Annotated in this window: 27 protein-coding genes and 2 other annotated features; of the genes, 8 read left to right on the top strand and 19 right to left on the bottom strand. The window is 44.8% G+C overall.

Annotated elements, in window-relative coordinates; all coding sequences use genetic code 11:
• The first annotated feature begins 2 nt into the window (after nucleotides 1–2).
• The 3 genes from V6D41_RS08595 to V6D41_RS08585 are packed head-to-tail and all read left to right on the top strand — an operon-like array spanning nucleotide 3 to nucleotide 2,003.
• Nucleotides 3–800: a hypothetical protein gene (locus V6D41_RS08595; protein ID WP_333518161.1), complete on the top strand. Its 798-nt coding sequence runs from the start codon at nucleotides 3–5 to the stop codon at nucleotides 798–800.
• Between the two features lie 2 nt (nucleotides 801–802).
• Entirely contained in the window at nucleotides 803–1,450 is a 648-nt protein-coding gene (locus tag V6D41_RS08590; protein WP_333517924.1) for an ABC transporter ATP-binding protein, read from the top strand.
• On the top strand, nucleotides 1,443–2,003 hold the full coding sequence (locus V6D41_RS08585; RefSeq protein ID WP_333517923.1) for a hypothetical protein: 561 nt from the start codon (nucleotides 1,443–1,445) through the stop codon (nucleotides 2,001–2,003). Before V6D41_RS08590 ends, V6D41_RS08585 begins: the two co-directional genes overlap by 8 nt.
• Nucleotides 2,004–2,049: 46 nt before the next feature.
• Here V6D41_RS08585 and speB read toward each other — a convergent pair whose 3' ends face one another.
• A complete protein-coding gene (gene speB / locus V6D41_RS08580; RefSeq protein ID WP_333517922.1) occupies nucleotides 2,050–2,922 on the bottom strand; it encodes an agmatinase in 873 nt (290 codons plus the stop codon).
• 61 nt (nucleotides 2,923–2,983) lie between these two features.
• Nucleotides 2,984–3,814, bottom strand: coding sequence for a spermidine synthase (gene speE / locus V6D41_RS08575; protein WP_003227543.1), 831 nt, complete (start codon nucleotides 3,812–3,814; stop codon nucleotides 2,984–2,986).
• A 201-nt stretch (nucleotides 3,815–4,015) separates the two neighbouring features.
• Between speE and V6D41_RS08570 the strand changes: the two genes are divergently transcribed.
• Nucleotides 4,016–6,091 (top strand): transglycosylase domain-containing protein, encoded by a 2,076-nt coding sequence (locus V6D41_RS08570; RefSeq protein WP_333517921.1) that lies wholly within the window; start codon nucleotides 4,016–4,018, stop codon nucleotides 6,089–6,091.
• A 27-nt stretch (nucleotides 6,092–6,118) separates the two neighbouring features.
• Here V6D41_RS08570 and V6D41_RS08565 read toward each other — a convergent pair whose 3' ends face one another.
• From V6D41_RS08565 to V6D41_RS08555, 3 genes are all read right to left on the bottom strand, one after another.
• Nucleotides 6,119–6,553 carry a hypothetical protein gene (locus V6D41_RS08565; protein WP_087992750.1) on the bottom strand — a complete coding sequence of 145 codons (435 nt, stop codon included), beginning with the start codon at nucleotides 6,551–6,553 and terminating at the stop codon, nucleotides 6,119–6,121.
• Nucleotides 6,554–6,691: 138 nt separating this feature from the next.
• Nucleotides 6,692–7,210: a YwhD family protein gene (locus V6D41_RS08560; protein WP_333517920.1), complete on the bottom strand. Its 519-nt coding sequence runs from the start codon at nucleotides 7,208–7,210 to the stop codon at nucleotides 6,692–6,694.
• Between the two features lie 12 nt (nucleotides 7,211–7,222).
• Nucleotides 7,223–7,882, bottom strand: coding sequence for a site-2 protease family protein (locus V6D41_RS08555; protein ID WP_333517919.1), 660 nt, complete (start codon nucleotides 7,880–7,882; stop codon nucleotides 7,223–7,225).
• Between the two features lie 108 nt (nucleotides 7,883–7,990).
• Here V6D41_RS08555 and V6D41_RS08550 point away from each other — a divergent pair, with 108 nt between their 5' ends.
• Nucleotides 7,991–8,179 carry a 2-hydroxymuconate tautomerase gene (locus V6D41_RS08550; RefSeq protein WP_003222038.1) on the top strand — a complete coding sequence of 63 codons (189 nt, stop codon included), beginning with the start codon at nucleotides 7,991–7,993 and terminating at the stop codon, nucleotides 8,177–8,179.
• Nucleotides 8,180–8,221: 42 nt separating this feature from the next.
• Here V6D41_RS08550 and V6D41_RS08545 read toward each other — a convergent pair whose 3' ends face one another.
• The 6 genes from V6D41_RS08545 to V6D41_RS08520 all read right to left on the bottom strand — a co-directional run bounded on the left by V6D41_RS08545 (nucleotide 8,222) and on the right by V6D41_RS08520 (nucleotide 13,803).
• Nucleotides 8,222–8,641, bottom strand: coding sequence for a MarR family transcriptional regulator (locus V6D41_RS08545; RefSeq protein ID WP_333517918.1), 420 nt, complete (start codon nucleotides 8,639–8,641; stop codon nucleotides 8,222–8,224).
• A 119-nt stretch (nucleotides 8,642–8,760) separates the two neighbouring features.
• Complete coding sequence (gene thrS, locus V6D41_RS08540; protein ID WP_333517917.1) at nucleotides 8,761–10,677, bottom strand: threonine--tRNA ligase; 1,917 nt, start codon at nucleotides 10,675–10,677, stop codon at nucleotides 8,761–8,763.
• 52 nt (nucleotides 10,678–10,729) lie between these two features.
• Nucleotides 10,730–10,951, bottom strand: a binding site (T-box leader).
• Between the two features lie 33 nt (nucleotides 10,952–10,984).
• Nucleotides 10,985–11,206: a binding site (T-box leader), on the bottom strand.
• A gap of 81 nt (nucleotides 11,207–11,287) precedes the next feature.
• Nucleotides 11,288–11,443 (bottom strand): hypothetical protein, encoded by a 156-nt coding sequence (locus V6D41_RS08535; RefSeq protein WP_333517916.1) that lies wholly within the window; start codon nucleotides 11,441–11,443, stop codon nucleotides 11,288–11,290.
• Between the two features lie 137 nt (nucleotides 11,444–11,580).
• Nucleotides 11,581–12,081: a YwgA family protein gene (locus V6D41_RS08530; protein WP_087992757.1), complete on the bottom strand. Its 501-nt coding sequence runs from the start codon at nucleotides 12,079–12,081 to the stop codon at nucleotides 11,581–11,583.
• Nucleotides 12,082–12,116: 35 nt separating this feature from the next.
• A complete protein-coding gene (locus V6D41_RS08525) occupies nucleotides 12,117–13,418 on the bottom strand; it encodes an HD domain-containing protein (RefSeq protein WP_333517915.1) in 1,302 nt (433 codons plus the stop codon).
• 160 nt (nucleotides 13,419–13,578) lie between these two features.
• Nucleotides 13,579–13,803, bottom strand: coding sequence for a DUF1450 domain-containing protein (locus V6D41_RS08520; RefSeq protein WP_087992758.1), 225 nt, complete (start codon nucleotides 13,801–13,803; stop codon nucleotides 13,579–13,581).
• A gap of 213 nt (nucleotides 13,804–14,016) precedes the next feature.
• Here V6D41_RS08520 and rsfA point away from each other — a divergent pair, with 213 nt between their 5' ends.
• Nucleotides 14,017–14,796 (top strand): prespore-specific transcription regulator RsfA, encoded by a 780-nt coding sequence (gene rsfA / locus V6D41_RS08515; RefSeq protein ID WP_333517914.1) that lies wholly within the window; start codon nucleotides 14,017–14,019, stop codon nucleotides 14,794–14,796.
• A gap of 142 nt (nucleotides 14,797–14,938) precedes the next feature.
• On the opposite strand, the gene V6D41_RS08510 is transcribed toward rsfA, so the two are convergent.
• The 4 genes from V6D41_RS08510 to pta all read right to left on the bottom strand — a co-directional run bounded on the left by V6D41_RS08510 (nucleotide 14,939) and on the right by pta (nucleotide 18,908).
• Nucleotides 14,939–15,829: a carboxylate/amino acid/amine transporter gene (locus tag V6D41_RS08510; protein ID WP_333517913.1), complete on the bottom strand. Its 891-nt coding sequence runs from the start codon at nucleotides 15,827–15,829 to the stop codon at nucleotides 14,939–14,941.
• 170 nt (nucleotides 15,830–15,999) lie between these two features.
• A complete protein-coding gene (gene ywfL, locus V6D41_RS08505) occupies nucleotides 16,000–16,845 on the bottom strand; it encodes an octanoyl-[GcvH]:protein N-octanoyltransferase (protein WP_333517912.1) in 846 nt (281 codons plus the stop codon).
• Nucleotides 16,846–16,892: 47 nt separating this feature from the next.
• A complete protein-coding gene (cysL, locus tag V6D41_RS08500) occupies nucleotides 16,893–17,792 on the bottom strand; it encodes a cysJI operon transcriptional regulator CysL (protein ID WP_087992762.1) in 900 nt (299 codons plus the stop codon).
• 144 nt (nucleotides 17,793–17,936) lie between these two features.
• Nucleotides 17,937–18,908 (bottom strand): phosphate acetyltransferase, encoded by a 972-nt coding sequence (pta, locus tag V6D41_RS08495; protein WP_333517911.1) that lies wholly within the window; start codon nucleotides 18,906–18,908, stop codon nucleotides 17,937–17,939.
• Between the two features lie 269 nt (nucleotides 18,909–19,177).
• On the opposite strand from pta, the gene hemQ reads away from it, so the two are divergent.
• Both hemQ and bacG read left to right on the top strand, forming a co-directional pair.
• Nucleotides 19,178–19,942 carry a hydrogen peroxide-dependent heme synthase gene (gene hemQ / locus V6D41_RS08490; protein ID WP_141113419.1) on the top strand — a complete coding sequence of 255 codons (765 nt, stop codon included), beginning with the start codon at nucleotides 19,178–19,180 and terminating at the stop codon, nucleotides 19,940–19,942.
• A gap of 133 nt (nucleotides 19,943–20,075) precedes the next feature.
• Entirely contained in the window at nucleotides 20,076–20,855 is a 780-nt protein-coding gene (gene bacG, locus V6D41_RS08485) for an NADPH-dependent reductase BacG (protein ID WP_333517910.1), read from the top strand.
• A gap of 271 nt (nucleotides 20,856–21,126) precedes the next feature.
• Here bacG and bacF read toward each other — a convergent pair whose 3' ends face one another.
• From bacF to bacC, 4 genes are read right to left on the bottom strand one after another with little or no spacing between them, the layout of a single operon-like run.
• On the bottom strand, nucleotides 21,127–22,326 hold the full coding sequence (gene bacF / locus V6D41_RS08480) for a transaminase BacF (RefSeq protein WP_333517909.1): 1,200 nt from the start codon (nucleotides 22,324–22,326) through the stop codon (nucleotides 21,127–21,129).
• Complete coding sequence (gene bacE / locus V6D41_RS08475; RefSeq protein WP_333517908.1) at nucleotides 22,327–23,511, bottom strand: bacilysin exporter BacE; 1,185 nt, start codon at nucleotides 23,509–23,511, stop codon at nucleotides 22,327–22,329.
• Entirely contained in the window at nucleotides 23,508–24,926 is a 1,419-nt protein-coding gene (gene bacD, locus V6D41_RS08470) for an alanine--anticapsin ligase (protein WP_333517907.1), read from the bottom strand. The genes bacE and bacD overlap by 4 nt, the downstream gene beginning before the upstream one ends.
• Before the next feature lie 18 nt (nucleotides 24,927–24,944).
• A complete protein-coding gene (bacC, locus tag V6D41_RS08465) occupies nucleotides 24,945–25,706 on the bottom strand; it encodes a dihydroanticapsin 7-dehydrogenase (RefSeq protein WP_333517906.1) in 762 nt (253 codons plus the stop codon).
• Between the last annotated feature and the right edge of the window lies 1 nt (nucleotide 25,707).

Here is a 25,707-nt window from a genome sequence, read left to right as displayed (position 1 = left end):
TTATGAATATGCTGAAACGTGATATTGTCATGCGTTTCAATGAAAGTAAGGTTACATACTTTGTCATTAGCTTAGCTATTGCCCTTCTTCTTTTATGCTTTCTCTGGAATAGCAATAAGACGGGGCAGCTAGGCCATCAAAGTTTTTCCGACAGCCTGACCACACTATTTCATTCGATGAATTTCTTTGATTTACATATCTTATATACACAGCATAGACTATCTATCCCTCTACAATGGATTAGTTTTCAAGTGCTGCCTTTGATGATTGTGGGTAATTTTATGTTTCGTGACATTCAAATTTCTGGAGCTTATATCCTCCCGAAACTCCCCAAAAAAGGAGTATTTATATTCAGCAAGCTTTTATCACTGTTTGTTCTGATTGTATCTATTTGGTGCGTATGGCTTTTTATATACATTATGTTATTTACCTCATTTAAAGGCTTTACAGCAGAACTGAACAGCAAGGTCATATTATTTATGTTAATTCAAATATTAGTTTCGTTTATGTATGCAGTTTTGCTAGAAACTTTAACTTTCATGATATCTTTTATCTCAGCATTTATTATTATTGTTGCTTATATTGTAATATCGATTTTTTTTCACAGCGCTTTATTCATTGCTTCATTTGCTATGGCTGGAAAGTGGGCTTTTATTGATTATTCGCGCATGAACGTTAACTACTCAAATGGCCGTTTTTTTCATGCCTGCGACTTTTTAATCATAGCCCTCATTTTCTGTGCAGTTTGCACCTTTATCAGCCTATTTTTTATTAAAAAAACAGATATTTTAGGAGAATAATTATGACGTCTTATATTGAATGTAAACATATGGTTAAAAAATTAAAGGGAAATCATGTATTAGATGATATCAGTTTTTCAATTAAAGAAAACGAATTTGTCGTGTTAAGAGGCCATAACGGATCTGGAAAGACAATGATTTTAAGAGCCATTGCCGGACTGTTAACATTAACAAAAGGCGAAGTTTCTGTTAACGGCCTCGTCATCGGTAGAGATACAGATTTCTCTGAACATACAGGTCTGTTAATTGAGTACCCCAGCTTTATTCCTGTCTATTCAGGGTTTCAAAATTTAAAATTTCTAGCTTCTATTAAGAAAAAAGTTTCTGATGAAGAAATAAAAGAAGTAATAAGAAAAGTTGGATTGGACCCCGCAGATAAGCGTAAAGTCAAACGGTATTCTTTAGGGATGAAGCAGCGCTTAGGAATTGCTCAGGCAATAATGGAAAAACCAAAATTACTTCTTTTAGATGAACCGACAAATGCCTTAGACAAAAAAGGAATTAATCTTATACTGGATATCCTAAAAACCGAAAAAGAAAACGGCACAACTATTGTAGTAGCTAGTCATGATGATACACTATGTGAAAATAGTATTGTCGATAGAATTATCAATATTAGTGAAGGTAAACTGGAGGATACAGATGAATAAGCGTTGGATTTCATTTATTGTTTTATTAATAATAGTCACATTCAGCTGTGCTCGTTTCTATACAGTGAACGCTCAAAATGATAAATACACTCCAAAAAATATTAATATTGCCGCAAACCAAACAATCGATACAGGGAAAGGAATAAAACTCCATATTCTAAAACCATTAAAGCCGATCAAGTCATTTGATAAAGAAACAAATTCCATAAAATATATATACATTTTGCCTTTTAAAGCTGAAAATACTTCTAATCATAAAATGACTCTAGAGGATCTTTCACCGGACGGGAAAAACTATTTATTTTTTGGTCAATATCAATATAATAAACAATTGATGCCTTATAATTATGATTTGCCGGATAAGTATCAATTTAATACAGAGATTCCATCAGGGAAAACAGTACTCGGATATGTAGGTTTAAGTTTGTATCCCGACGAAAAAATAAATTATAAAAACTTCAATCCTGAATCATCAAGAGTATCTGCTTATTATACTGTAATAGACGACACATCTAATAAAAGAATTTCTTATAAAATGACTTTAAATAATTAAAAGATAAAAAAGGGCCTGACTGTAATTCAGGCCCTTTTATTAAAAACTATTTCACAAACCCAAGCAGCATTTCACGGATGATTTTGCTGGCTGTGTTTGCCGTTTGTTCTGAATGGTCGTACACCGGTGCGACTTCCACTAAATCAGCGCCCTTCACATTTACCTCTGAACGCGCGATTTCGTGGACGGATGCAAGCAGTTCTTTAGACGTGATGCCGCCGGCGTCAACCGTTCCTGTTCCCGGTGCGTGCGCAGGGTCTAATACGTCAATGTCGATTGTGACATATACCGGACGGCCCGCAAGCTTCGGAAGCACTTCTTTCAACGGTTCAAGCACTTCAAATTTTGAGATGTGCATGCCGTTTTCCTTCGCCCATTCAAACTCTTCCTTCATGCCGGAACGGATTCCGAAAGAATACACATTTTGCGGGCCGATCAATTCTGCCGCTTTGCGGATCGGCGTAGAGTGAGAAAGCGGTTCTCCCTCATAGTCAACGCGAAGATCCGTATGTGCGTCAAAATGGATAATCGCGAGGTCTGGGTATTTCTTGTGCATCGCTTTTATGACAGGCCATGACACGAGGTGCTCCCCGCCCATGCCCATTGGGAATTTCCCTTTTTCTAAAATGCTGTCTACATATTCCTCAATCATATCAAGGCTTTTCTGAGGATTTCCGAACGGCAGCGGAATGTCGCCGGCGTCAAAGAAGTTCAGATCAGCCAGATCACGGTCTAAATACGGGCTGTATTCTTCAAGGCCGATTGACACCTCGCGGATTCTGCTCGGGCCAAAGCGTGAGCCCGGGCGATAGCTGACCGTCCAGTCCATCGGCATGCCGTAAAGGATGGCGTCCGCCCCTTCCCACTCGGGACGGCTCGCGATAAATACTTTTCCTGAATATGCTTCATCAAATCTCATCTATAATACCCTCGCTTTCCTGTAAAAAAGCGCAAGATTCGCTCCTGCGCCATTACCAACATTATTTAATCAGGTCACTCACAAATTTCGGCAGAACAAACGCCGCTTTATGAATATCTTTTGTGTAATATTTCGTCTCAATATCGAAGAAACGGCTGTCTTCCACTGCAAGCGGATCATATTTTTTCGATCCGATTGTAAATGTCCACAAACCGCTTGGGTATGTCGGAATATTCGCTGTATATAGCTTCGTAATCGGGAAGATTTCCTTCACGTCGCGCTGTACATTTGTGATTAATTCCGGCGTAAACCATGGGTTGTCCGTCTGAGCGACGAAAATTCCGTCTTCTTTCAGCGCTTTTGCGATTCCTGCGTAGAATCCTTTTGTAAACAGGTTTACAGCCGGTCCGACAGGTTCAGTTGAATCCACCATGATCACGTCGTATTGATTTTCAGATTTCGCAATGTGCATAAATCCGTCATCCACCTGCACGTCAACGCGCGGATCGTCCAGTTTGCCCGCAATAGAAGGAAGGAACTTTTTAGAGTATTCGATAACCTTGCCGTCAATATCAACAAGTGTCGCTTTTTTCACGCTCGGATGCTTCAGGATTTCTCTGATGACGCCGCCGTCACCGCCGCCGACAACAAGAACGTGCTCCGGGTTCGGGTGTGTAAACAATGGGACATGCGCCACCATTTCATGATAAACGAATTCGTCTTTTTCAGATGTCATGACCATGCCGTCCAAAAACAGCATGTTGCCGAACTCTTCCGTTTCCACCATTTCTAAATGCTGAAACTCCGTTTGTTCTGTATGTAATGTTTTATTAACCTTCATCGTAATGCCAAAGTTTTTCGTCTGCTTCTCTGTGTACCAAAGTTCGCTCAATTGTCATCTCCCTTTCAAGGCTGTATTCATGTATTGTAAGCGTCTTTTCAGCTTTTATTCCCGGTTGAAATCTCTTTTTCACCTAAGGAAAAAGTATAGAGGATGGCGGGAAAAAAGTAAAGATGCGTCGTGTTCTGCGATGTTTAAAAACGGTCTTTTTTCCTCATAATAGTAGAAACATAAAAAAAGGGGGAACCCATTGTGGATGCAATGACAAATAAACGGCTGAGACTGACGCTGAAAACCGTCCGCGCCTGTATCTTTTTAGGGGCTCTTGCGGCCTTAGCGGCAGCTGCTGTGTTTATGACTGTCATTTTGATAGCCAAATACCAAGGCGCTCCCTCCGTGCAAGTACCGCAATCCACGATTTTGTATGCGAGTGACGGCTCAAAGCTCGGGGAAACGAATTACGGTGAAAAGCGCTATTGGGTCCCCTTAAAGGACATGAATCCGACAATTGTAAAAGCGACAGTGGCGGTTGAAGACCAGAATTTCTACGATCATCACGGCTTTGATTATAAACGCATGGCCGGTGCGGCGCTTGCTGATTTGAAAGCATTTGCCAAGGTTCAGGGCGCAAGCACCATCACCCAGCAATATGCGAGAAATTTATACCTTGAACACGATAAAACGTGGAAACGAAAATGGAATGAGGCGTTCTACACGATCCGTTTGGAACAGAACTATTCTAAGGAAGAGATTTTAGAAGGCTATTTAAATACGATTTACTACGGCCACGGCGCCTACGGCATTGAAGCCGCTTCCCGCCTGTATTTCGGCAAGCATGCGAAAAACCTGACGGATGCGGAGGCCGCTTTATTGGCGGGGATCCCAAAAGGCCCTTCCGGCTATTCGCCGTATATCAATGAAACGAAGGCCAAGGAGCGCCAGAAAACGATTGTGCGAATGATGGAAAAGCAGCGGATGATCAGCCAGAAAAAAGCGAATGAACTGATCAAGGAACCTCTTTCCTATCAGCCTTTGAATAAACAAGTTTCCAAGAGAAAGGCCCCTTATTTCTATGACAATGCGATGAGAGAGGTGGAGAAAAAGCTCGGCATGACGCGGGAGCAAATTGAAACGAGCGGGTTAAACGTCTATACAACGGTAGATAAACGGATGCAGCGCATCGCCGAGGAGACCATTACCGAAACAGTTAACGCCGGCTCTAACATTCAAGTCGGGTTTTCAGCCATTGATCCCCGCACAGGAAGTGTTCTGGCCCTTGTCGGCGGCAGGGATTATCAAAAAAGCCCGTTTGACCGGACGACACAGGCGAAACGCCAGCCCGCTTCGACGATTAAGCCATTGCTGTACTACAAAGCGATTCAGAGCGGATTTACGCCAGTCACCTTGATGAAAAGCGAAGAAACCGAGTTTCAAATTGATGCACAGGGAGAAACGTATTCTCCAAGCAACTATAACGGATACTACGCCAACAAGCCGATTACGCTTCTGCAGGCGCTGGCGCTTTCCGACAACATTTACGCTGTGAAAACACATCTCTTTCTCGGCATGAACAAGCTCGTACAGGCGGCAAAAGAGTTCGGCATCACTGCTCATTTTCAAAAACTGCCGTCCCTGGCACTCGGCACCGAACCCGTGCGCCCGATTGAGATGGTCAACGCCTATGCCATGCTCGCAAATGGCGGGAAGCAAATCAAACCGACTTTTATTTCGAGGGTCACGGACGCGGCGGGACATGTGCTGTACGAAAACCCGAATCAGCATAAACAGGTGCTTGATGAAAAAGCCGCTTTTGTCACGGCAAGTATGATGACAGGCATGTTTGATACGGATTTAAACGGCTATACGTCGGTAACCGGACGGACGATCGCCAACCGCCTGACAAGAACGTATGCAGGAAAATCAGGAACCACCAGCGCAGACAGCTGGATGATCGGCTTCAATCCACAGCTGGCCGCAGGTGTTTGGACGGGCTATGACAAAAACAGCACCATCGACTCGGTCGAAGAAAAAAGCTACGCCAAAACGATTTGGGCTGACTTCATGGAGGATGCGCTCAAAGGAGAACCGGAAACTGCTTTCAAACCGCCAAAAGGCGTAACCGGCGTGTACATTGATCCGGCAACAGGCTACACGTCCGGTCCCGGCTGCGCAGCCAAGCACTACACGTATTTTATGAAAGGCACTGAACCGTCGAACGTGTGTTATGGGGCAGAACCCGCAAAACCAACAAAAGACCGGCTTCCAGCCAAAGAAAACCCCGCTTCCCCTAAAAAGTGGTGGGACAAATGGCTGGGGCGGAATCATTAAAAATAACCCGGCTCCTCGGAGGCCGGGTTATTCGTATGGTTCGTCTATAATCCATGGAAGCAGCGTAACGCAATCGAGTTGAATAATTGGTTTTGGAAACCCCTTAGGAATGTAAATTTTGTGTTGGGGCACTGAAAATGAAACATGCCACGACAAATCAATCCTTTCCGGGTTCAATTCTTGATTTCCTTCTACAATACGGCCAACGATAAAATAACTGGCTATATAAAAGTGCAAATGATCTTTAATCCCATGATAACTAATATCCGGGCATTTCGACGGAATAAGACCAAAACCTTCTAAGACACGAGATTTTCTGACCGGCAATTCATTCACTGCTTCATAGTAGTTTAGACAGTTACCGCATCCACACATATCCTCTAGTTCTTTCTCATATTGCTTTCTCGTTTCTTCCACGTCGGCTTTAATCACCCAATCACCGACTCGAATGGTTTCGTACATCCTATCACCCTAAAAATGAAAAACCCCGAGTCTTGGTTCGGCTCGGGATTTTCCATGTCCTATTTCTGTATCACCAGTTTACTCAAAGTTTACGAAAAATAGTACAAATTTTCTAAAAGTTCACAGAACGTTCACAAACTAATGGTCTTCCGGAAGCAGGCCTGTTTTTAATTCATCTGGTGACCGGTCCCATAGGCCCTGATCATGATTTTTCAGAAACTCGCCGAGCACACGCTTCGAGCTGTCGTCCATTTTATCAATGATAATGTTCCGTTTCATGGATTTATCCATCAGATTCACATGCTCAGGCAGCGACTTGTAGCCTCTTCTGATGCTTCTGTCAACCGTCAGTTCACAGGCTGTCACACCAGCGTAATAAGGCCCCTCTTCTCTTCTGTCAATCGTCACCCAGACAAGCCAGTATGGTTTGCCGTTCGGAACTTCTTCTTTGTTCGGCAGAAATTTAATACCTTTTTCAACGGTGCTGCGGGCATGCATGGCGCCGATATCAACGAACGCTTCTTTTTCCTCTACATCGACGAATACGGGGGAAATGTTATCAAGGCTGAGCGCCCCTACGCCGAAACCGCCGTGTCCGTCTGTCGGATCACTTTTGATAATATTAAACCCGATTGTTTTTTTCTTTTTTTCTTCCATGAGTTCTACCTCCTACAAAAGCGGTTGAAATATCGCTGAAAACAGCTCTAAAATCTGATCTCTTCCGGCATTGAGCATCGGCCAAAGCACGTAAGATCCAAGCGGTGTCACAAACAGAACCAAAAAGACGATAAAGCCGTAGCTCTCCGCCTGTGTCATCTTGGCACGCACCCCCGGCGGGACGAGATCTTCAATAATCCGATAGCCATCCAGCGGAGGAAGCGGCAGAAGGTTGAATAAAAACAAGACAAGGTTCAGCTGTATCCAAATGGAAAAGAACTGATCAAGTCCCGTGCTGAATGCCGCCAGCGTCTCCATTCCGTATGCATGCATCAACACTAACAAAAAGAAACCGATAAACGCAAGAATCAGGTTACTGACGGGTCCGGCAATAGATACGAGCACGCCGGCAAGCCGAGGTTTCTTAAAGAAGCGGCGATTGACGGGAATAGGGCGCGCCCATCCGAAGCCGGCCACCAGAATCAAAATGGTCCCGAACGGATCAAGGTGTTTAATAGGGTTCAGTGTCAATCTTCCTTGTTTTTTCGCCGTATCGTCACCGAATTTGTATGCGACATAAGCATGGGCAAGCTCGTGGATCGTAAACGACACAATTAATGTGATGACGAGGTATGGCATTAAAGATAACGGATAATATAAAAAACGGTCCAAGTGAGATATCCCTCTTTCTAAAAATGCAAGAATTTACTTTATTCAGTATACTATAAGAAGCCTCTTTTTCTAAAGAGAGGAAACGAGATAAAGGAGGATTCAGCACCCATGCCATACGTAACCGTCAAAATGCTCGAAGGCCGTACAGACGAGCAAAAACGCAATCTTGTCGAGAAAGTAACAGAAGCGGTAAAGGAAACAACCGGTGCTTCTGAAGAAAAAATTGTTGTGTTTATAGAAGAAATGAGAAAAGACCATTATGCCGTCGCAGGCAAACGTCTGAGCGATATGGAATAATCTCTATAAAGCCGGCGCTTCGCGCACCGGCTTTTTCTATCCCTATTGGGTCAGCTTCGCAACAATCGCTAAGAACGTCTTTTTCTCTTCGGCTGTTACACGTTCAAACATGCCGTCAATCAGCTGCTGGCGGTTTTCGATCATTTGCTCAGCCGCTCCCCGGCCCGACTTAGAAAGCGTAATCCATACAGTGCGGCGGTCATTTTTATTTCTCGATCTCTCAATAAAACCCTCCTGCTCTAAATGATTGAGGGCGGTGGTTGTCGCAGAGGGAGACAGTGTGACCTCCTTTAGTATATCCTTTATGGTGCAGCTCCCATGTCTGTATATGATCCGCAGAATAAATCCTCTTACATTATTTACGTGTTTCGGAACGGTAGCTTCATCTATTTGCTTCGTGGTTTTCAAGTATTTTGTAAGTGCGTGATCCAGCAAATTTGCTTCCAGTTTGTCATGGTCCATGTCAATTTCCCCATTTCGAGATGCATTCATAACATACGAACGATATGATTTACTTATTATTTTACTGATTCCGGATAGGGAAAGTCAAAAAAGCAAAATGAGAATCCGCAGCTTTTCTCCTACATGCCTCGATTTTTCACCTGTTTGACAAGTTTATCTTTAAAAATTTGAAAAGAAACGTGTTTATTCTCTTGATGCCCGAATTGGCGAACGTTTACCGCATCCTGCTGCTCTTCATGATCTCCAAGCACAAGCACGTATGGGATTTTCTGTACCTGCGACTCTCTGATTTTGTATCCAAGCTTCTCATTGCGCTCATCAATGCCGACTCTTATCCCCACCTGTTTCAGCTCTGCCTGCACCTTTCTGCAATAGTCAAAGTGAACGTGTGAAACCGGTATGATTTGAACCTGAATCGGTGCGAGCCAGACTGGGAACGCCCCGCCGAAATGCTCGATCAAAATACCAAAGAAACGGTCGATCGAGCCGAATACCGCTCTGTGTATGACAACAGGACGAACCTTTTCATTGTGTTCATTGATATATGTTAAATCGAATTTTTCCGGCATTTGAAAATCAAGCTGAATTGTCGCACATTGGTGGCTTCGTTTCAGGGCATCTTTTATGTGAAAATCAATTTTTGGTCCGTAAAACGCCCCGTCGCCTTCATTCACCTCATAAGGCAGGCCGAGTTCCTCAAGGACATGTGCTAAGGCGCGTTCCGATGCTTCCCAAAGGCTATCATCGCCTAATGAATCCTCCGGGCGAGTCGAAAGCTCAACCGAATACTCAAAGCCAAATGTACGATATACCTCGTCAATCAGCCCAATCGCTTCTTTGATCTCGCTCTCAATCTGATCCTCCCGAACGAAGATATGCGCGTCATCCTGGCAGAACGTCCGGACGCGAAGCATTCCATTTAAAGCGCCGCTGTATTCGTGGCGATGGACCTGGCCGAACTCCGCCATACGAATCGGCAGATCACGATACGAATACAGGCTGTTTTTAAAGATGAGCATATGTCCAGGACAATTCATCGGCTTCATTGCGAATCTTGTCTCATCCACTTCTGAAAAATACATATTGTCGCGATAATGATCCCAGTGGCCTGACTGCTCCCATAACCGCTGATTCATCATAAACGGCGTACGCACCTCATCATAGCCGGCATTTGTTTGCAGCTCACGCGAGAAGCGTTCCAGTTCATTGCGGACAATCTGCCCTTTCGGCAAATAAAACGGCATCCCCGGCGCTTCTTCAGAAAACATAAACAGCTCTAACTGTTTGCCAAGCTTGCGGTGGTCTCGTTTTGCCGCTTCTTCCAGCATATGCAGATGCGCATCCAAATCTTTTTTCTTGTGAAACGCAACCCCGTACACCCGCTGCAGGACTTCATTTTCATTGTCTCCGCGCCAATAAGCGCCCGATACTCTTGTCAGTTTGAACGCCTTGATCATCCCTGTAGAAGGAAGGTGCGGCCCCCGGCACAGGTCAACGAATTCTCCCTGCTGGTACAGCGTGATACCCTCCCCGCGCGGAATATCCTTCAAAATCTCCAGCTTAAACGGCTCGCCTTTTTGAGCAAACAGTTCTTCAGCCTCTTCGTAAGAAACCTCAATTCGTTTAATTTCAAGGTTTTCATTTATAATGTTCTTCATTTCTTTTTCGATGGCTTCTAAGTCACCTGATGTCAAACTGTGCTCCAGCTTCATGTCATAGTAGAAGCCGTCTTCAATCACTGGACCTATCCCCAATGATACTTCTCCATACAGGCGTTTCACAGCTTGAGCCAATACGTGCGCTGATGTGTGGCGGAGCACCTGCAAGCCTTCTTGTGAATCAAGTGTAATAATCGAAAGCTTAGCATCCTCTTCCAGCTGAAAGCCAAGATCAACGAGCTTGCCGTTGACCTGACCCGCAGCCGCCTTCTTTTGCAGACTGGAACTGATAGAACCAGCCGCTTCTTTGATTGTAATACCTTTTGGATATTCCTTGATCTGTCCGTCCGGAAGCTGAATGTGTACATGTTTACTCATTTTAAACACTCCTTATCAATTGTTGTATATAAAAAAACACACCCATCCCTCTGAAAGGGACGAGTGTGTGATTAACCCGTGGTTCCACCCAAATTCCCGACAAACGCTATGTTGTCGGCTTGGTGCTGTAACGCAGCATAGACGGCATTGGATACTTCAGTTCCCCAATGCTGCTCCAAGGCGGTAAATGATCATCCTAAGCTGGGAAGCTCTCACCTTTTCTTCCCTCTCTGAAAACCGTAACGATCATTCATGTCCTTTTCTTCGCATGTATTCAATTCATATAAAAAAACACATTCATCCCTATAAAAGGGACGAATGTGTTTATCATCCGTGGTTCCACCCAAATTCCCGACAAACGCTATGTTGTCGGCTTGGTGCTGTAACGCAGCATAGACGGCATTGGATACTTCAGTTCCCCAATGCTGCTCCAAGGCGGTAAATGACAGCCCTAAGCTGGGAAGCTCTCACCTTTCCTTCCCTCTCTGAAAACCGTAACGATCATTCATGTCCTTTTCTTCGCATGTATTCAATTCATATAAAAAAACACATTCATCCCTATAAAAGGGACGAATGTGTTTATCATCCGTGGTTCCACCCAAATTCCCGATCAACACACATGGTGTATCGGCTTTAAGGTGCTGTAACGCAGCATGACGGTATCGGATACTTTAGTTCCCCGAAACGGCTCAAAGGCGGTAAGCTGCTTTCCCTGCGTTAGGAAGATCTCAGCTGTTCTTCCCTCTCTGGAAACCGTAAAAAGCATCTCATGTCCTTATCAGTGCCTGTATACATTACTGATTGTTTAATGATTTCATATATTTTACAATAGATTTCTTTAAACAGCAATCTTTTTTGTTAAAAAAAGCAAAAGAAACGGATCATTTCTTTTGCTTGGCATGGTTAACAAATCTGCTTCAATTCCTCTATGTATTGAAGCGCTTCGTCATATTCTTCATTCGTATATTTTTGCTTGCTTTTGATTGTAAAGACTTTTTCTTTCTTTTCCTCGGCCTCAAGCCCGTCAAAGTAAAGGATCGTGGAAACCAGCTCTAAAAACCGCGATGAACGGCTGTTCACACTGTCGATATAGCCCTTAATGTCTGGCATATCCAGATCAGCATGGTCTAAAAATGCGGAACCTGTCTCAGTCAGCGAATAACGGTATTGAAAGTAGCCGCCCTTTTTTTCCTTCACCTCATGCAGAAATCCAAGGTTGCACAGCTCTTCAATCTGGAGCGTCAGTTCCTCTGAATACGGTCCGTAAAAGTGAAAATCATATTTCTCATAGAAAGGAAACTGCATTTTTTTTGCGATATAAATCATTTTCTGCATCTTCTTCCGCCCGATGATTTCTCCAGAATCCGAGAACACCTTCATCAGTTTTGCATGTTCTTTCAACAAATTCCCGACATCTCCTTTTTCCTTCTTTCCAATTTCTATGTCAGTCCCAGCAGCTGCCGGATTTTCATTTTCGCTTCCGGGTGTTCAGAGCCGCCACAAATCAGGTCCTTCGGATAGTACAGCTTGTGGTCCGTCCGCCGTTTTCCGGAGATGGATTCCACGATAGCCGACTGTCTGGACAGCTCTTTAATTTGGCCGTTTTGCGTCAAGAGATGGATCGGCAGACGCTCCTCTTCCTCTCCAGGACGGTAAAAATCGTATGGAAGATCGGAAGAAGAATCAACGACCAAATAATAGCTCGGATCGATTCCCGCCTCTTTGAACAATGAAGTCAGCTCAAAATAAGCCGACATTTCTTCATTCGGATTGAATTCAACGTATTGGAACAGCTGGCGGTTAATGAATCTGCGGCACAAATCGGATAAAATCGCGTCTTCTTCATCCTCCCAGGCCTGGAAGTAATACAAAATAATAGATTCATCCAGCTTCACATAATCCTCCAGTGTCAATTTCCCTTCAAAAATAGAATAGAAATGAACCGGGGCGTGAGTGAAGACATAGCCTTCATCGTGCAGCTGCTTCGCCCTGTGAAGAATCTTCGTTAAAATAACCTCTGCGCTTCTTGTCACAGGATGGAAATACACCTGCCAGTACATTTGGTAGCGGCTCATGATATAGTCTTCGACAGCGTGCATCCCGCTTTCTTTAATGACAATCTGGTCCTCGCGCGGGCGCATCACCCGAAGAATCCGCTCCATATCAAAATGGCCGTAGCTGACGCCCGTATAATAAGCGTCGCGCTGCAGGTAATCCATGCGGTCTGCGTCAATCTGACTCGAAATCAGGCTGACCACTTGCTTGTTTTTATATGTTTTGGCAATGACTTCAGCAACATCCTGCGGGAAACGCGGGCTCACCTTTCTGAGCACCTGATTGACCTCTGTGTCTCCCAAAATGATATCTCTTGTAAAATCTTCGTGGTCAAGGTGAAAGACTTTTTCAAATGAATGCGAGAATGGTCCGTGCCCGAGATCATGAAGCAGCGCCGCGGCCAAACAGAGTTCGCGCTCACTGTCATCCCATTCATGGCGGCCTTTAAAGACGTCATCAACCATTCTCCTGACAATTTCATAGACACCGAGAGAATGGTTGAACCGGCTGTGCTCAGCGCCATGGAACGTCAAATACGTCGTGCCGAGCTGCTTAATTCTGCGGAGACGCTGAAATTCGCGGGTTCCGATCAAATCCCATATCAGCTTGTCCCGAACATGAACATAGCGGTGCACCGGATCTTTAAACACTTTTTCTTCTGATAATTTTCCATTTGGATACGCCATCGTCATTCCCTCTTTTTTTTAGCCGTGTTTCTATTATATCGACTCTATTCTTTGAAAACATCCTTGAATTTGCCCGGCGATTTGTTCCATCTTCACGAAAAACAGATCTTGTGAAGCAAAAAAGCCTGACCTGAGGGCCGAGGCTATGAAAAATATATTTTTACTTTTTTATTTTCTTTTGTACTTTGTCAATCAGCTCATCCTCTGTCGGAGCTGACAGCGGGCGATTGTTCACAAAAGCAAATGATTTTTTGCGTCCGGGCCCGCAATAAGATTGGCACCCTACCTCAACCTTTGCGTCCGGGTCCACTTCTTTTAAACGCGGCAGCAATGTTTTGATATTAGTGGCTTGGCAATCATCACACACTCGAAATTCATTAGCCATGACGTACGCTTCCCTTCATTTCTATGTTCATCTATGTGAATAAACCTAAAATCGCTTTTCAAAAAAATCACATCACTCTTCATTTTACAAGGATTCGACTGTTCCTGCAAGCTGCTCCAACCTTCGTATCTTCTATTCTTTCAGCCAATTTGTATAAATATTTTCCAAACTGGACATTCTAATACCATGAAAAGAAAATGGGAGTTGAGATAAATGACAAAACAGCGACAAGACGCTTGGTCAAAAGAAGATGATCTGCTTTTAGCCGAAACAGTGCTTCGGCATGTGAGGGAGGGCAGCACTCAGCTGAACGCCTTTGAAGAAGTCGGAGATCAATTAAACCGGACCTCCGCAGCCTGCGGATTCAGATGGAACGCGGTCGTCCGCCATCAATATGAAAAAGCGCTTCAGCTTGCGAAAAAACAGCGAAAACAGCGGATGAGAGCGCTCGGAAACGGGCAGCCTGCGAAAAAAAGGCTATTATATCAGCCTCCTGCGGTTGATCCTGAAATCATTCAAGAAACCGATGCAGAGGAGACGGTTAAAACGGACGCGCCATCAGCCGAAAATGAGCTGCACCCTTTAATGTCAGGCGAACACATGCCTTTTGTCGATGAAAGCTTTAAGGAAGAGTTAGCTAGTCTATCACACTTATTGTCTCCTCAAACGCCTGCAGCTGCGCCTGAGATGACGATGAATGATGTAATCCGCTTCCTGCAGAATTATGAAGGAAATAACGAGCAGTCATCGGCATTAAGAATGGAAAATGAACGTTTAAAGAAAGAAAATCAGGAATTGCAAAGCAAAACAGAACAGCTTGAGGCAGAAGTTCAAAAGCTTGAAAAAGATCAAAAAACGATCCAAGAAGATTACGAAACCTTAGTGAAAATTATGAATAGAGCCAGAAAACTAGTTTTATTTGAAGAAGATGAACATGCATCTCCATCCTTCAAAATGGACCGGAACGGCAATTTAGAAAAAATGGCAGAATAAGTTGGAAAAATCCCAAAACAGCAGAAGGTTTTGGGATTTTCGCCATGTGCAAAATCTCCTTTTCCATTGAGAAAAGAGGATTTAATCATTTTGCAGCTATCTCCGCTATTCTTGTAAAATGAGGCCAGCTTATGTGAATCTATTAAGACATGTGAACTGCCTCGGCCGTTTTTTGTTTTCGAGGCGAAGCGGAGATGACCAGAAGCCCCAGCATCATAAGGGCAATGCCGAACCAAGAGGAGAGTGAAAGCATTTCCCCTATGAAAAACACGCCCAGCAATGAGGCCGTCAGCGGTTCAGCTAAAGACAGCGTGACCGCCGCCGAGGCCGGAACCCCGGTAAGGCCTTTCACAAACAAAAAGTATGCGGCGCACGTTGCAATTAACCCGATGTAAAGGCTCGTTCCCAGTCCTCTCGGGGTCAGTATCCACGAGATATCCGACTGCCATAAAAGCGGCGTCAGCAAGATGGCGCTGATCATAAAAACAACGGCGGAAGTTGCTAGCGGAGGCTGGTTTTTCACCATCGCTTTACTGATGAGCGTATAGCCAGCAAAAGAAGCACCCGCTCCAAGGGCCATAAGAACACCAGCCACATCAATCCGAACATTGGAACCGTCGGAAAACAGAAGCCAGCAGCCTGATAAAGCCAGCACGGTCGCGATCCACCAGGCGTTTCGAGGGCGTTTTTTCAAAACGGCCCACTCTAGGCTTCCGGCAATGATAGGCGCACTGCCGATCGCAATCACAGTCCCTACAGCAATTCCCGTTTCTTTAACGGCAGTAAAAAACAGCGGCTGGTAACACGCCATACAAACTGCTGCTGATAACACGAGCGGCCATGACCAATTTTTCACGTGAAGCTCCCGGCTGATCCAAACCGTAAGCAGCATGGCGCTTCCTCCTATTAATAAGCGGAACGCTCCGAATGTCAACGGTGTGGAGCTTTCTGGAGCCATCGCCTGAACGGTTCCCGTGGTTCCCCAGAAAAAAGCCGCAATCAGTACAAACAGGCTGTAAACATTCCCTTTCATCTGCCCTCTCCCCTTTGTATATGGATGCTGATCTCATTTTATCGTTTTTCTTTTGGTCATGGTTATCTGCATGTAAGAATGATTTATCTGAAAACAAGATGATTGGGGATAAAATGCCGCTTGAAATAAAAAATGCATGCCGGCCGATACGGCTGGCATGCGAAGAACATTCACCCAAATACCTTTGCATTCCGCTCAGTCATCCGGACGAGGTTTTTCTCAAATTCCATTTCCTCATCAACGGACAGTCCAGCTGAGTAAAGGTGTGTGCTTAACGCTTTTAATTCCGTCAGTAAAGCGAACATTAAGTCTTGTACGGAAATGTCTGTTTGCAGAAGCTCGCTTAAGGACGCCATCGTTTCCGGACGTATCTCCGGATAGACGCCTTTTTTATCATTTCGTTTGTCCTTCAGCGCCGCTTGATAGAACCTTCTGATCAAATCGGCTCTTTCACTGCCGCTTTTATCCGCGCAAAGATAAATCTGAACAGCGACTCCGCCGCGAACGCGTCTTTGAGAGATGCCGGCGAATTTTTTTCCATTTATGCTGAGGTCATAGCTGCCGGGACAATATGATCCTTCAATTTCATAGGCTTCGATCTTTGCGTTGTATGGGTTTAGCACCCGTCTCATCAGCTCAACCATCGCTTCATATCCTTTGTCTATATCGATGCCTTTCTTTTCGTCCTCGAATATGAGAGAGATATTTAAAACGCCTTCATCCAAAACGACTGCCAGACCGCCGGAATTGCGTACGATCACGCGGTACCCTTCGTTCTCCAGCAAAGCGATGCCATCCTGCAAAAACGGCAGGCGCGAATCCTGTATTCCAAGGACAATCGTATTATAGTGCACCCATGAGCGCGCTGTCGCCGGCGACACGCCTTTTCCGACGGACATGCACAGCGTATCGTCCATTGCGAAGGAATGCTTCGCATCAAATAAAGGGCCGAGACTGGATTGGTCAATGATTCTCCATGTCGGCTGCATCAGTAAATCAATCGGTTGGTTTTCCATCTATGTAAAACCCTTTCATGTTAGGCTTATGAACGAAAACTATTATATCATTTCAGCCGCTGTGATTGATAATTGCTTTTCAGCATCGTAATAAAAATTTCTTTATTTTTGGTATTCTCCATGAGAGGAGAATGAATATAAGACAGCTTGCGCTTTAATGAGAGATCTTTCATATGGAGAATTGAAATTTCACGATGGATCAAATCCTTATGCAGCACGCTTCTGGATAGAACAGAGAGACCCATGCCGCTGATCACCGCTTCTTTTACCCCTTGATTGCTGCTGATGGTGAACATCGACTTCGGCCGCAGTCCGTTTGAGCTGAGCACATGATCGAGATACTCTCTTGTCCCGGAGCCCTTCTCTCTTGTCACCCATGCTTCGTTTTGCAAATCGCTGATTGAAATATCTCTCCGTCCGGCCAACGGGTGCTGATTCGGCGCGGCAATGCACATTTCATCCTCCATGAACGGTTCAATTTCCAGTTCATTCTCGTTTGTATGTCCTTCAATCAGTCCGATATCAGCCTGAAGCATCCGCACACGTTCGCTGACCTCCTCTGTATTGCCAATCATGACATCGAGGTTCAGCTCTGGATACAACTTTTGCAGCTGAGCCAGAAGCGGCGGAAGAATATACTCTCCGATCGTAAAGCTGGCAGCTATTTTCAATTCGCCTTTCACATAATGGTGATGCGCATAGATTTCGGCCTTGGCTTGCTCGTATAGAAATACCATTTGCTTTGCTCTTTGATACAAAATGTCTCCTGTCGGCGTTGTCGTAAAGTGTTTTGGCGACCGGTTCAGGAGGGCCGTTTGAAATTCTTTCTCAAGATTTTTGATATGCAGGCTGACGCTGGGCTGGGAGATCATCAGCTTTTCCGCCGCTTTTGTGAAGTTTTTTTCTTCTACTACCGCTATAAACGTTTTCAGTACGTCGTAATACAAAAACCCCACCCCTGTCATTAATAAAATATATAGTTATGATCAGTTTTCTTTATTGTACTCATATCATCTGTCTTGGTAAAGAAGGCTATGCGAAGGCGCAAAAAAAGCAGCCCTCCGGAAGAGAGCTGCCATCGTCTTCATTTATTACAGTGCTTGTACAGCTGTAATTAATGCGAGGTTGTAAACATCTTCAGCGTTACATCCTCTTGAAAGGTCATTTACAGGCATATTTAAGCCTTGCAGAATTGGCCCTACCGCTTCAAAGTTGCCCAAACGCTGAGCGATTTTATAGCCGATGTTGCCTGCTTCAAGACTTGGGAATACGAATACGTTAGCGTCCCCTTTGATCTCGGAATCCGGCGCTTTTTTCTCAGCAACAGATGGAACAAATGCGGCATCAAATTGGAATTCGCCGTCAAGTGTCAGCTCAGGCGCTTTTTCTTTGGCGATTTTCACAGCATCCGCTACTTTTTCTGTTTCATCAGATTTAGCTGAGCCTTTTGTAGAGAAGCTGAGCATTGCCACGCGAGGCTCAATGTCGAACATTTTTGCCGTATTGGCACTTTCGATCGCAATTTCGGCAAGATCTTGGCTGTCAGGCGCAATGTTGATCGCGCAATCCGCGAATACGTATTGCTCTTCTCCGCGAGCCATGATGAAGACGCCGGAAGTCTTTTTCACGCCTTCTTTTGTTTTGATGATTTGAAGAGCCGGGCGGACAGTGTCGGCTGTTGAATGAGCCGCTCCGCTAACAAGTCCGTGTGCAAGCCCTTTGTACACCAGCATTGTACCGAAGTAGTTCTCGTCTAATAACGCTTTTCGAGCCTGTTCTTCTGTCGCTTTGCCTTTACGGCGTTCTACGAATGCTTGTACAAGGTCTTCCATGCCTTCATATGTATGTGGATCATAAATCTGAACGCCATCCAGCGCCAGGTTCAGTTCTTTCGCTTTTGCTTGAATTTCATTTTCATTGCCGACCACAATCGGATTCAGCACCTTGTTTCCTGCAAGCTTGCTGACAGCTTCTAAAATACGCTCGTCTAAACCTTCAGGAAATACAATTTCAACGTCTTTTCCAGCTACTTTTTCTTGCACTGTTGAAAATAAATCTGCCACAATAAAACCTCCTCAAAAAGTTACAAAAACGCTTTCTTTTACTAGCATACTCTTCTTCCAACCAAATTCAAACAGCCAACTTTCATTATAGCGCTTTCACAAAAAAATCTTATTTTTCTAACTAATTTAAGTGACTCATTTTCCCCTTATAGTTTCTCTTATATTTATGGAGTTATACAAAAGGGATGTTCAAGGTTTCTCCACAGTAGAATCGGATAAACTATGGTATAGTGAAGGCAATCATGAAAAGGTAATAGGAGTGAAGATAAATGAGTGAACAGCAAATGACGAATGAAGCGGCCAAAACGCTTGACGGCTGGTATGCGCTTCATGATTTCCGCACAATGGACTGGACTTCCTGGAAGCTGCTGTCCAGTGATGAGCGCCAATCTATTATACATGAATTCACAGGATTGCTTGAAAAATGGGGCGTGGCTCAAAAAGAAGGAAAAGGGTCACAAGCGCTTTACAGCATCGTCGGCCAAAAAGCTGATTTTATGCTGATGATTCTTCGTCCTACAATGGAAGAATTAAATGAAATTGAGCTCGAATTCAACAAATCAAGACTTGCTGAGTTCACTATTCCGGCTTACTCCTACGTATCAGTGGTAGAGCTGAGCAACTACTTGGCAAGCGGCGACGGCGACCCTTACGAAAATCCGCATGTGCGTGCGCGCCTTTACCCTGAACTGCCGGAATTTAAATATGTATGCTTCTATCCAATGGATAAAAGAAGATCCGGCAACGACAACTGGTACATGCTTTCAATGGAAGAACGCAGAAACTTGATGAGAAGCCACGGCTTAATCGGCCGCAGCTATGCGGGCAAAGTCAAACAAATCATCACCGGCTCCGTCGGCTTTGACGATTACGAGTGGGGCGTTACCTTATTCAGTGATGATGTGCTTCAATTCAAAAAGCTTGTGTATGAAATGCGTTTTGACGAAGTCAGCGCTCGCTACGGCGAATTTGGTTCATTCTTTGTCGGCAATCGCCTTTCGCTTGAGACACTTCCTCAATTCCTATATGTATAATATCTGTTCCCGCCCTAGACGGCGGGAGTTTTTTCGATTTCCATTTATCAGAATTTAAATAAAATTTGCTATTTTCTCTGTTTTTTCTTACGATGTAGTTAATAATCCAATTTTTTCAAAGGGGTGCAGTTATTTGTCAAAACGAACCGCATTTATTATGGGAGCCAGTCAAGGGATCGGAAAAGCAATCGCTCTGAAATTAGCAGAACAGCAATTTTCCGTCGTCATTAATTCGCGAAACTTGGATAATATTGAGCCTGTCAAAGAAAACATTTTGGCCAAACATCCTGAAGCGAGTGTCATTGTTTTGGCGGGAGATATGTCTGACCAGCATACGAGAGCCGGCATTTTCCAAAAAATCGAATCTCAATGCGGACGGCTTGATGTTCTGATTAATAATATTCCGGGCGGCGCGCCTGACACATTTGACAACTGTCATATAGAGGATATGACAGCCACGTTCACACAGAAAACCGTCGCTTATATTGACGCTATCAAACGTGCCTCCTCACTGATGAAGCAAAACGAGTTTGGCAGAATCATCAACATTGTCGGAAACCTGTGGAAAGAACCCGGCGCCAATATGTTCACAAACAGTATGTTGAATGCCGCTCTAATTAACGCCAGTAAAAATATTTCCATCCAGCTTGCTCCTCACAACATTACTGTCAACTGCCTGAATCCTGGTTTTATCGCTACAGACCGTTACCATCAATTTGTGGAAAATGTAATGAAAAAGAACAGCATGTCCAAACGGGAAGCAGAAGAACAGATTGCTTCTGGAATTCCGATGAAACGTGTCGGATCAGCAGAAGAAACCGCAGCGCTTGCCGCGTTTCTCGCATCTGAGGAAGCCTCCTATATCACCGGACAGCAAATCTCCGCGGACGGAGGCAGCATGAAAAGCATATAAAAAATCCCGCTTTTTAGCGGGATACCAGATTGTTGACAAAATCCTAAAACGACTTTCGTTTTAGGATTTTGTCATCTTTTCAGCATGATTGAAAACCTTTGAAGTCTAGGAAGGACGAGCATCGGAGCAGACTTTCACAGGATGTGATGACGGCGGCGTTTAGGCAGGACGCCTAAGCATTTAGCCGCCGTTCCTTTCGGTCATTGTGAGCACCGATGCGCAAGCCTGACAACGAATGCGAGGATTTGCCGACACGCTGAAATCCCGCTGTTTAGCGGGATATTTCTTGTAATGATGCAAACGGCAGGTTCAGCTTTTGAATCCGCATGACAAATTCCCGCAGATCCTCCTGCTTTGACACCATTGATATTCTGACATGCCTTTTTCCGTTGCTTCCGAATATTTCGCCCGGTGTGACAACGACATGGGCATGCTCCAACAAGTAATCAGAGAATTGGTGAGATGTCTCAAACATTTTCGGAATCTCAGCCCATACGTAAAATGTTCCTTTTGGCTTTTCCATCTTCCAGCCCAATTCCTTTTCACACAGCTCCGTAAAAAAGTCAATTCGTTCCTCGTAGATTCTTTTCAAGGATTCCGTTTGCTCAGGATCTCCTGATAGCGCCGCGCTTGCCGCCTGCTGCAGCCCGCCGAACATGCCGACAAATACATGATCCTGAAATTCATTGACGGCCTGAATGATCTTTTCATTCCCGACCGCAAACGCCATTCTCCAGCCGGCCATGTTAAATGTTTTTGAAAATGAATAAAGCTCTGCCCCGACTGCTTTGGCATCTTCTGCCCCTAGAAAGCTGGCCGGTTTGTTATCAAATTCAAACGCTCCGTACGCAAAATCATGGATTAAGTGGATCTTGTGCTCTTTCGCAAAAGCAGCCGCTTTTGCATAAAAAGCTGCATCGGCTACGGCTCCCGTCGGGTTATTCGGATAGTTTAAAAACATGAGCTTCGCTTTTTTCAGCACGGCGGGGTTGATCTTTTCAAAATCGGGCAGATAGCCATTTTCCTCATACAGCGGCATATCGTGAAGCTCAGCTCGCGCCATCGCAATCCCTGACATGTATTCAGGATAGCCCGGGTTCGGAACCAAAGCGATGTCTCCCGGATTGAGCAGGCATTGTGTCAGCACATACAAGCCGGCTTTCCCGCCGCCGAAGAGCGCAACTTCCGTTTCAGGATTGATTGAGACTCCGTATTCTCTTTTATAGAAAGCAGCGATGGCTTCCTTCAAAAAAGGATAGCCTCTGAATGGGCCGTATCCGTGAAACGACGGATTCAGAGACGCCTCCCGCAAAGCCTCCACAATATGAGGCGGAGTGGGAAGATCAGGGTTTCCCTGTCCGAGATTAATGATATGGGCCCCCGTTTTTTCCAATTCCTTCACCTTTTGAAAAACGAGAGAAAACTCTTGCCTTGGAAGTGTCTTGATGACGTCGGACGGTGTTATTTCCATCTAATAGACTCCTTTTTGCTCCGTTTTGTTATCCCGTTCCAAAAACGATTTGTTGACGAGCTTCGTATGCAAAAACAATCCGCTTACCATAACAACAATCAGCCCCATAATGACCGGAGCGTTGAAGACGTTGATTAACATTGAACCAACAGAAATGCATAATCCGATAGACGCTTCCGCCACCGAAAAAATGCGCCCCTGAATCTGGTTCGCCGCGTTCTCCTGGACCTTCACCTTTGCAAGCACTTCCCCGTATTCCATCGCAATGAAAAAGAGGATTGCGGCGATGACAGAGACAGCGAAAATCGGCGTGAATAAAAACAGCGCCAGCGAGACAATGGATAAAACGGTAAAGTACGTCAGTCCTCTATTGTTGTTAAAGCCCCATTTGCTGACAAGCACCGCTCCGATGAACCCGCCGAAGCCGATGCAGAATGTGAGAATAAAGTTGCCGATTTCCCCGTCACCCAGAAAGCGGCTGACAATCGGAAAATAGCTGTACACAATTCCCCACAGCAAAGCCATCGTAATCATCGTAAACATGGCGTTTAATACGAAAGAATTTGTTTTGATTTCCTTGAGCCCTTCTTTAAACGACTGAAAGGCCTCTTTTATGTTTTCAGATTGAATCGGCACGAATTGGAGCTTGATGCGGCTGATAAATAATGCCGAAATCAGGTATGTCACACCGTTAAAGGCTACAGCAAGCTCTACAGAACCGCCTAACAGAAAAAGCCCTCCGGCAGCCGCTCCGACGATGATAGAGATGGTCGTCGCTTTTGCGAATAACGTGTTGATGCTTTTAATATCTGATTCCAATGATGACATGACAGCGAGACGGGCCGGATTAAAAAACACGCCGCTTCCATAAGAAATAAACAGAAGGGCCAGAAAAATCAGCGGGTACTCGCCTTTTGGAAGAAATGTGAGCCCCAAAAAGATGATACCCCTGATGATATCCGTCCACAGCATGATCTTAATTCTGTCTAACCGGTCGACCAGAACCCCCAAAAACGGCTGGAACACCATCGGAATGCTTCTGACCACGATAACCCCCGACGTCACCCAATAGTCGTGATAATATGTAGACAAAATGAGCAGGGCCGGGAGAACACAATAGTCTCCCATAAACGATAGCGCCTGCCCGTAAAGCAAGTATTTAGAGTTGGGCTTCAACTGTTTCATACTGGCAGCACATACTTTGCCGTCAGCTTCGCATACAGCTGAATTTGTCTGATTGAATCAGCCACATCCTGTGAATTGCTGCCTCTCAGTTCAAAGGCAACAATGGAATTGAAGGCTTCAAACAGTGTCAAATCAACTGATGTGCCTGGTGCCGCAGCCGAAAAAGAAACGATTTCTGTATCACCTTTCAATAGCCCGTCCGGAATATCGATCGCTTCGATCACCAAATCCTCTGCAGTTTCAGGAATCTGGCCATTTTGTTTGAAATGCTGAGGGTACAAATGGCAGTCAGCGACATAGTAAGGCTCTTGATCCAGTAATCCGTTCGGCAGATCAGCGTCTTTTCCGAAACAGAGAACATCTAATAATAATTGTGCCATATCAAGACCGAAAACCTTTTTAATGTTAGGAATCATATTCCAGCCGGCGAATCTCGCTGCGGACTCTATTAAACCCGGTTCTCTGTTTTTCATTAGCTTGATTTCTGTATGTGTTGCGCAATTTTGCAGTCCAAGCCCTTCATTTGCCTTTTTGGCGGCTTCGACAATTTTCTTTTTCGCCTCTTCATCCAGAATGGACGGCGTAATATGTGATGTTTCTGTAAATCCGATTTGCGGCGTTTTGTCATGAATGGCGATCGGGAAATACTCACCGTCCGCCATGATGCCTTCTATGCTGATATAGTCGGAGTAGCCTTCTGTTTGATACCAGTCTCCGTACTCACCCTGTAAAAATTCTTCAGCAATAAACGGCGCTTCAAATGTGACCGCCTTCGGCACATTAATCGATTTCAGGTAGTCATTGACTCTGTTAAATTCAGCTTCTGCCGTCTCAGTGTCCGTAATCAGCGTTACGCCGATTGAACTCGCTAAGTATGTAGGCTTTAAGATAAAAGGTGTGCCGATCTCTTCTAGTGCGGCACGGAAATCCTCAAGGGTTGTGACTCGTTTGTTTTTGATCGATTTAACTCCCGCTTTATTAAAAGCGTCTCTCATTTTATTTTTATCTCTGGCATTTTCGGCTGCCTGCACTCCGGCGCCCCTCAGGCCAAGGCGTTCGCAGGCTTTTGCCATCGGGGCAATGAATAACTCATTGTTTGTTGTAATGGCGTCCGCCTCAAACATTTCGGCAACCTTGACGATTTGCTCGACGACCTCTTCTTCAGGTTTGTCATGATCCTCATGCGCCCAATAAATTGAATCTGGATGCTCAAAATCAGCTAAGCTCTGAAAATAGTCTTTATCTTTTATGACCGCGACCGAGTATTTTTCAATCAGTGCTGCATGAGAGGCTGTAATTGCAAAAGGTCTTGGAATAAAGCTAACCAGGTTATATTTTTCAGCAACGCTTTTATAAAACATGTGCGGCGGGCAGCCTCCAAGATCAGCGATGACCAATACTGTTTTTCTCTCCATATGTAAAACACTCCTTCTCTATTGTGCGGTGTATCCTCCGTCTGCGGTGAGGGCGCTTCCGGTCATATAGCTTGATAAATCTGAGGCTAAAAACAGCATCACGTTTGCGATTTCTTCGGGTTTCCCGAGCCTCAGCAGCGGATTTACCTTTGCCTTTTCTTTTTTGATCTCTTCAAGTGTGCCTTCATTATTTTCAAGGAATGATTTTTCATTTAGCGGTGTGTCGATAATCCCCGGGCATACGCAGTTGACGCGAATTTGATGTTTCGCATAATCAACGGCCATTGACCGCGTCAGCTGCAAAACGCCTCCTTTGCTGGCGTTATAGGCAGGAATATCAGGCCATGCCACGAGTCCGCCGACTGAGCATGTATTAATGATGTTGCCCTTGCCGGCAGCCAGCATATGCTTGAGTGCGTACTTGCTCATTAAAAACGTGCCGGTCAAATTGACTTGAAGCACCTTATTCCAATCGCTGAGCCCCATTTCGTGAATGGGAGCCACGATTTCAATTCCCGCGTTATTAATCAATACATCCAACCCTCCAAATGTATCGACCGCCGATTGAACAGCGTGCTGACAGGCAACTTCGTCTGTGATGTCCGTTTGCACAAAGTGCAGCCTGTCATGATTCTCTTTCCGGACCATTGCTTCTCCCTGCGCCTCGTCAATATCCGCCACAACCACATTGGCCTGCTGGTTCAGAAAAGCCTGAACCGCAGCATAACCAATGCCTGATGCGCCTCCTGTTATAAGGACGGTTTTATCGGTGAGGTTCATG

Origin of the sequence: Bacillus sp. 0102A (genome assembly GCF_036765155.1) — a bacterium.
Taxonomy (GTDB): domain Bacteria; phylum Bacillota; class Bacilli; order Bacillales; family Bacillaceae; genus Bacillus; species Bacillus subtilis_G.
Note: the sequence above shows the minus strand (reverse complement) of the source record. Positions and strands in the feature narration are given on the sequence as shown.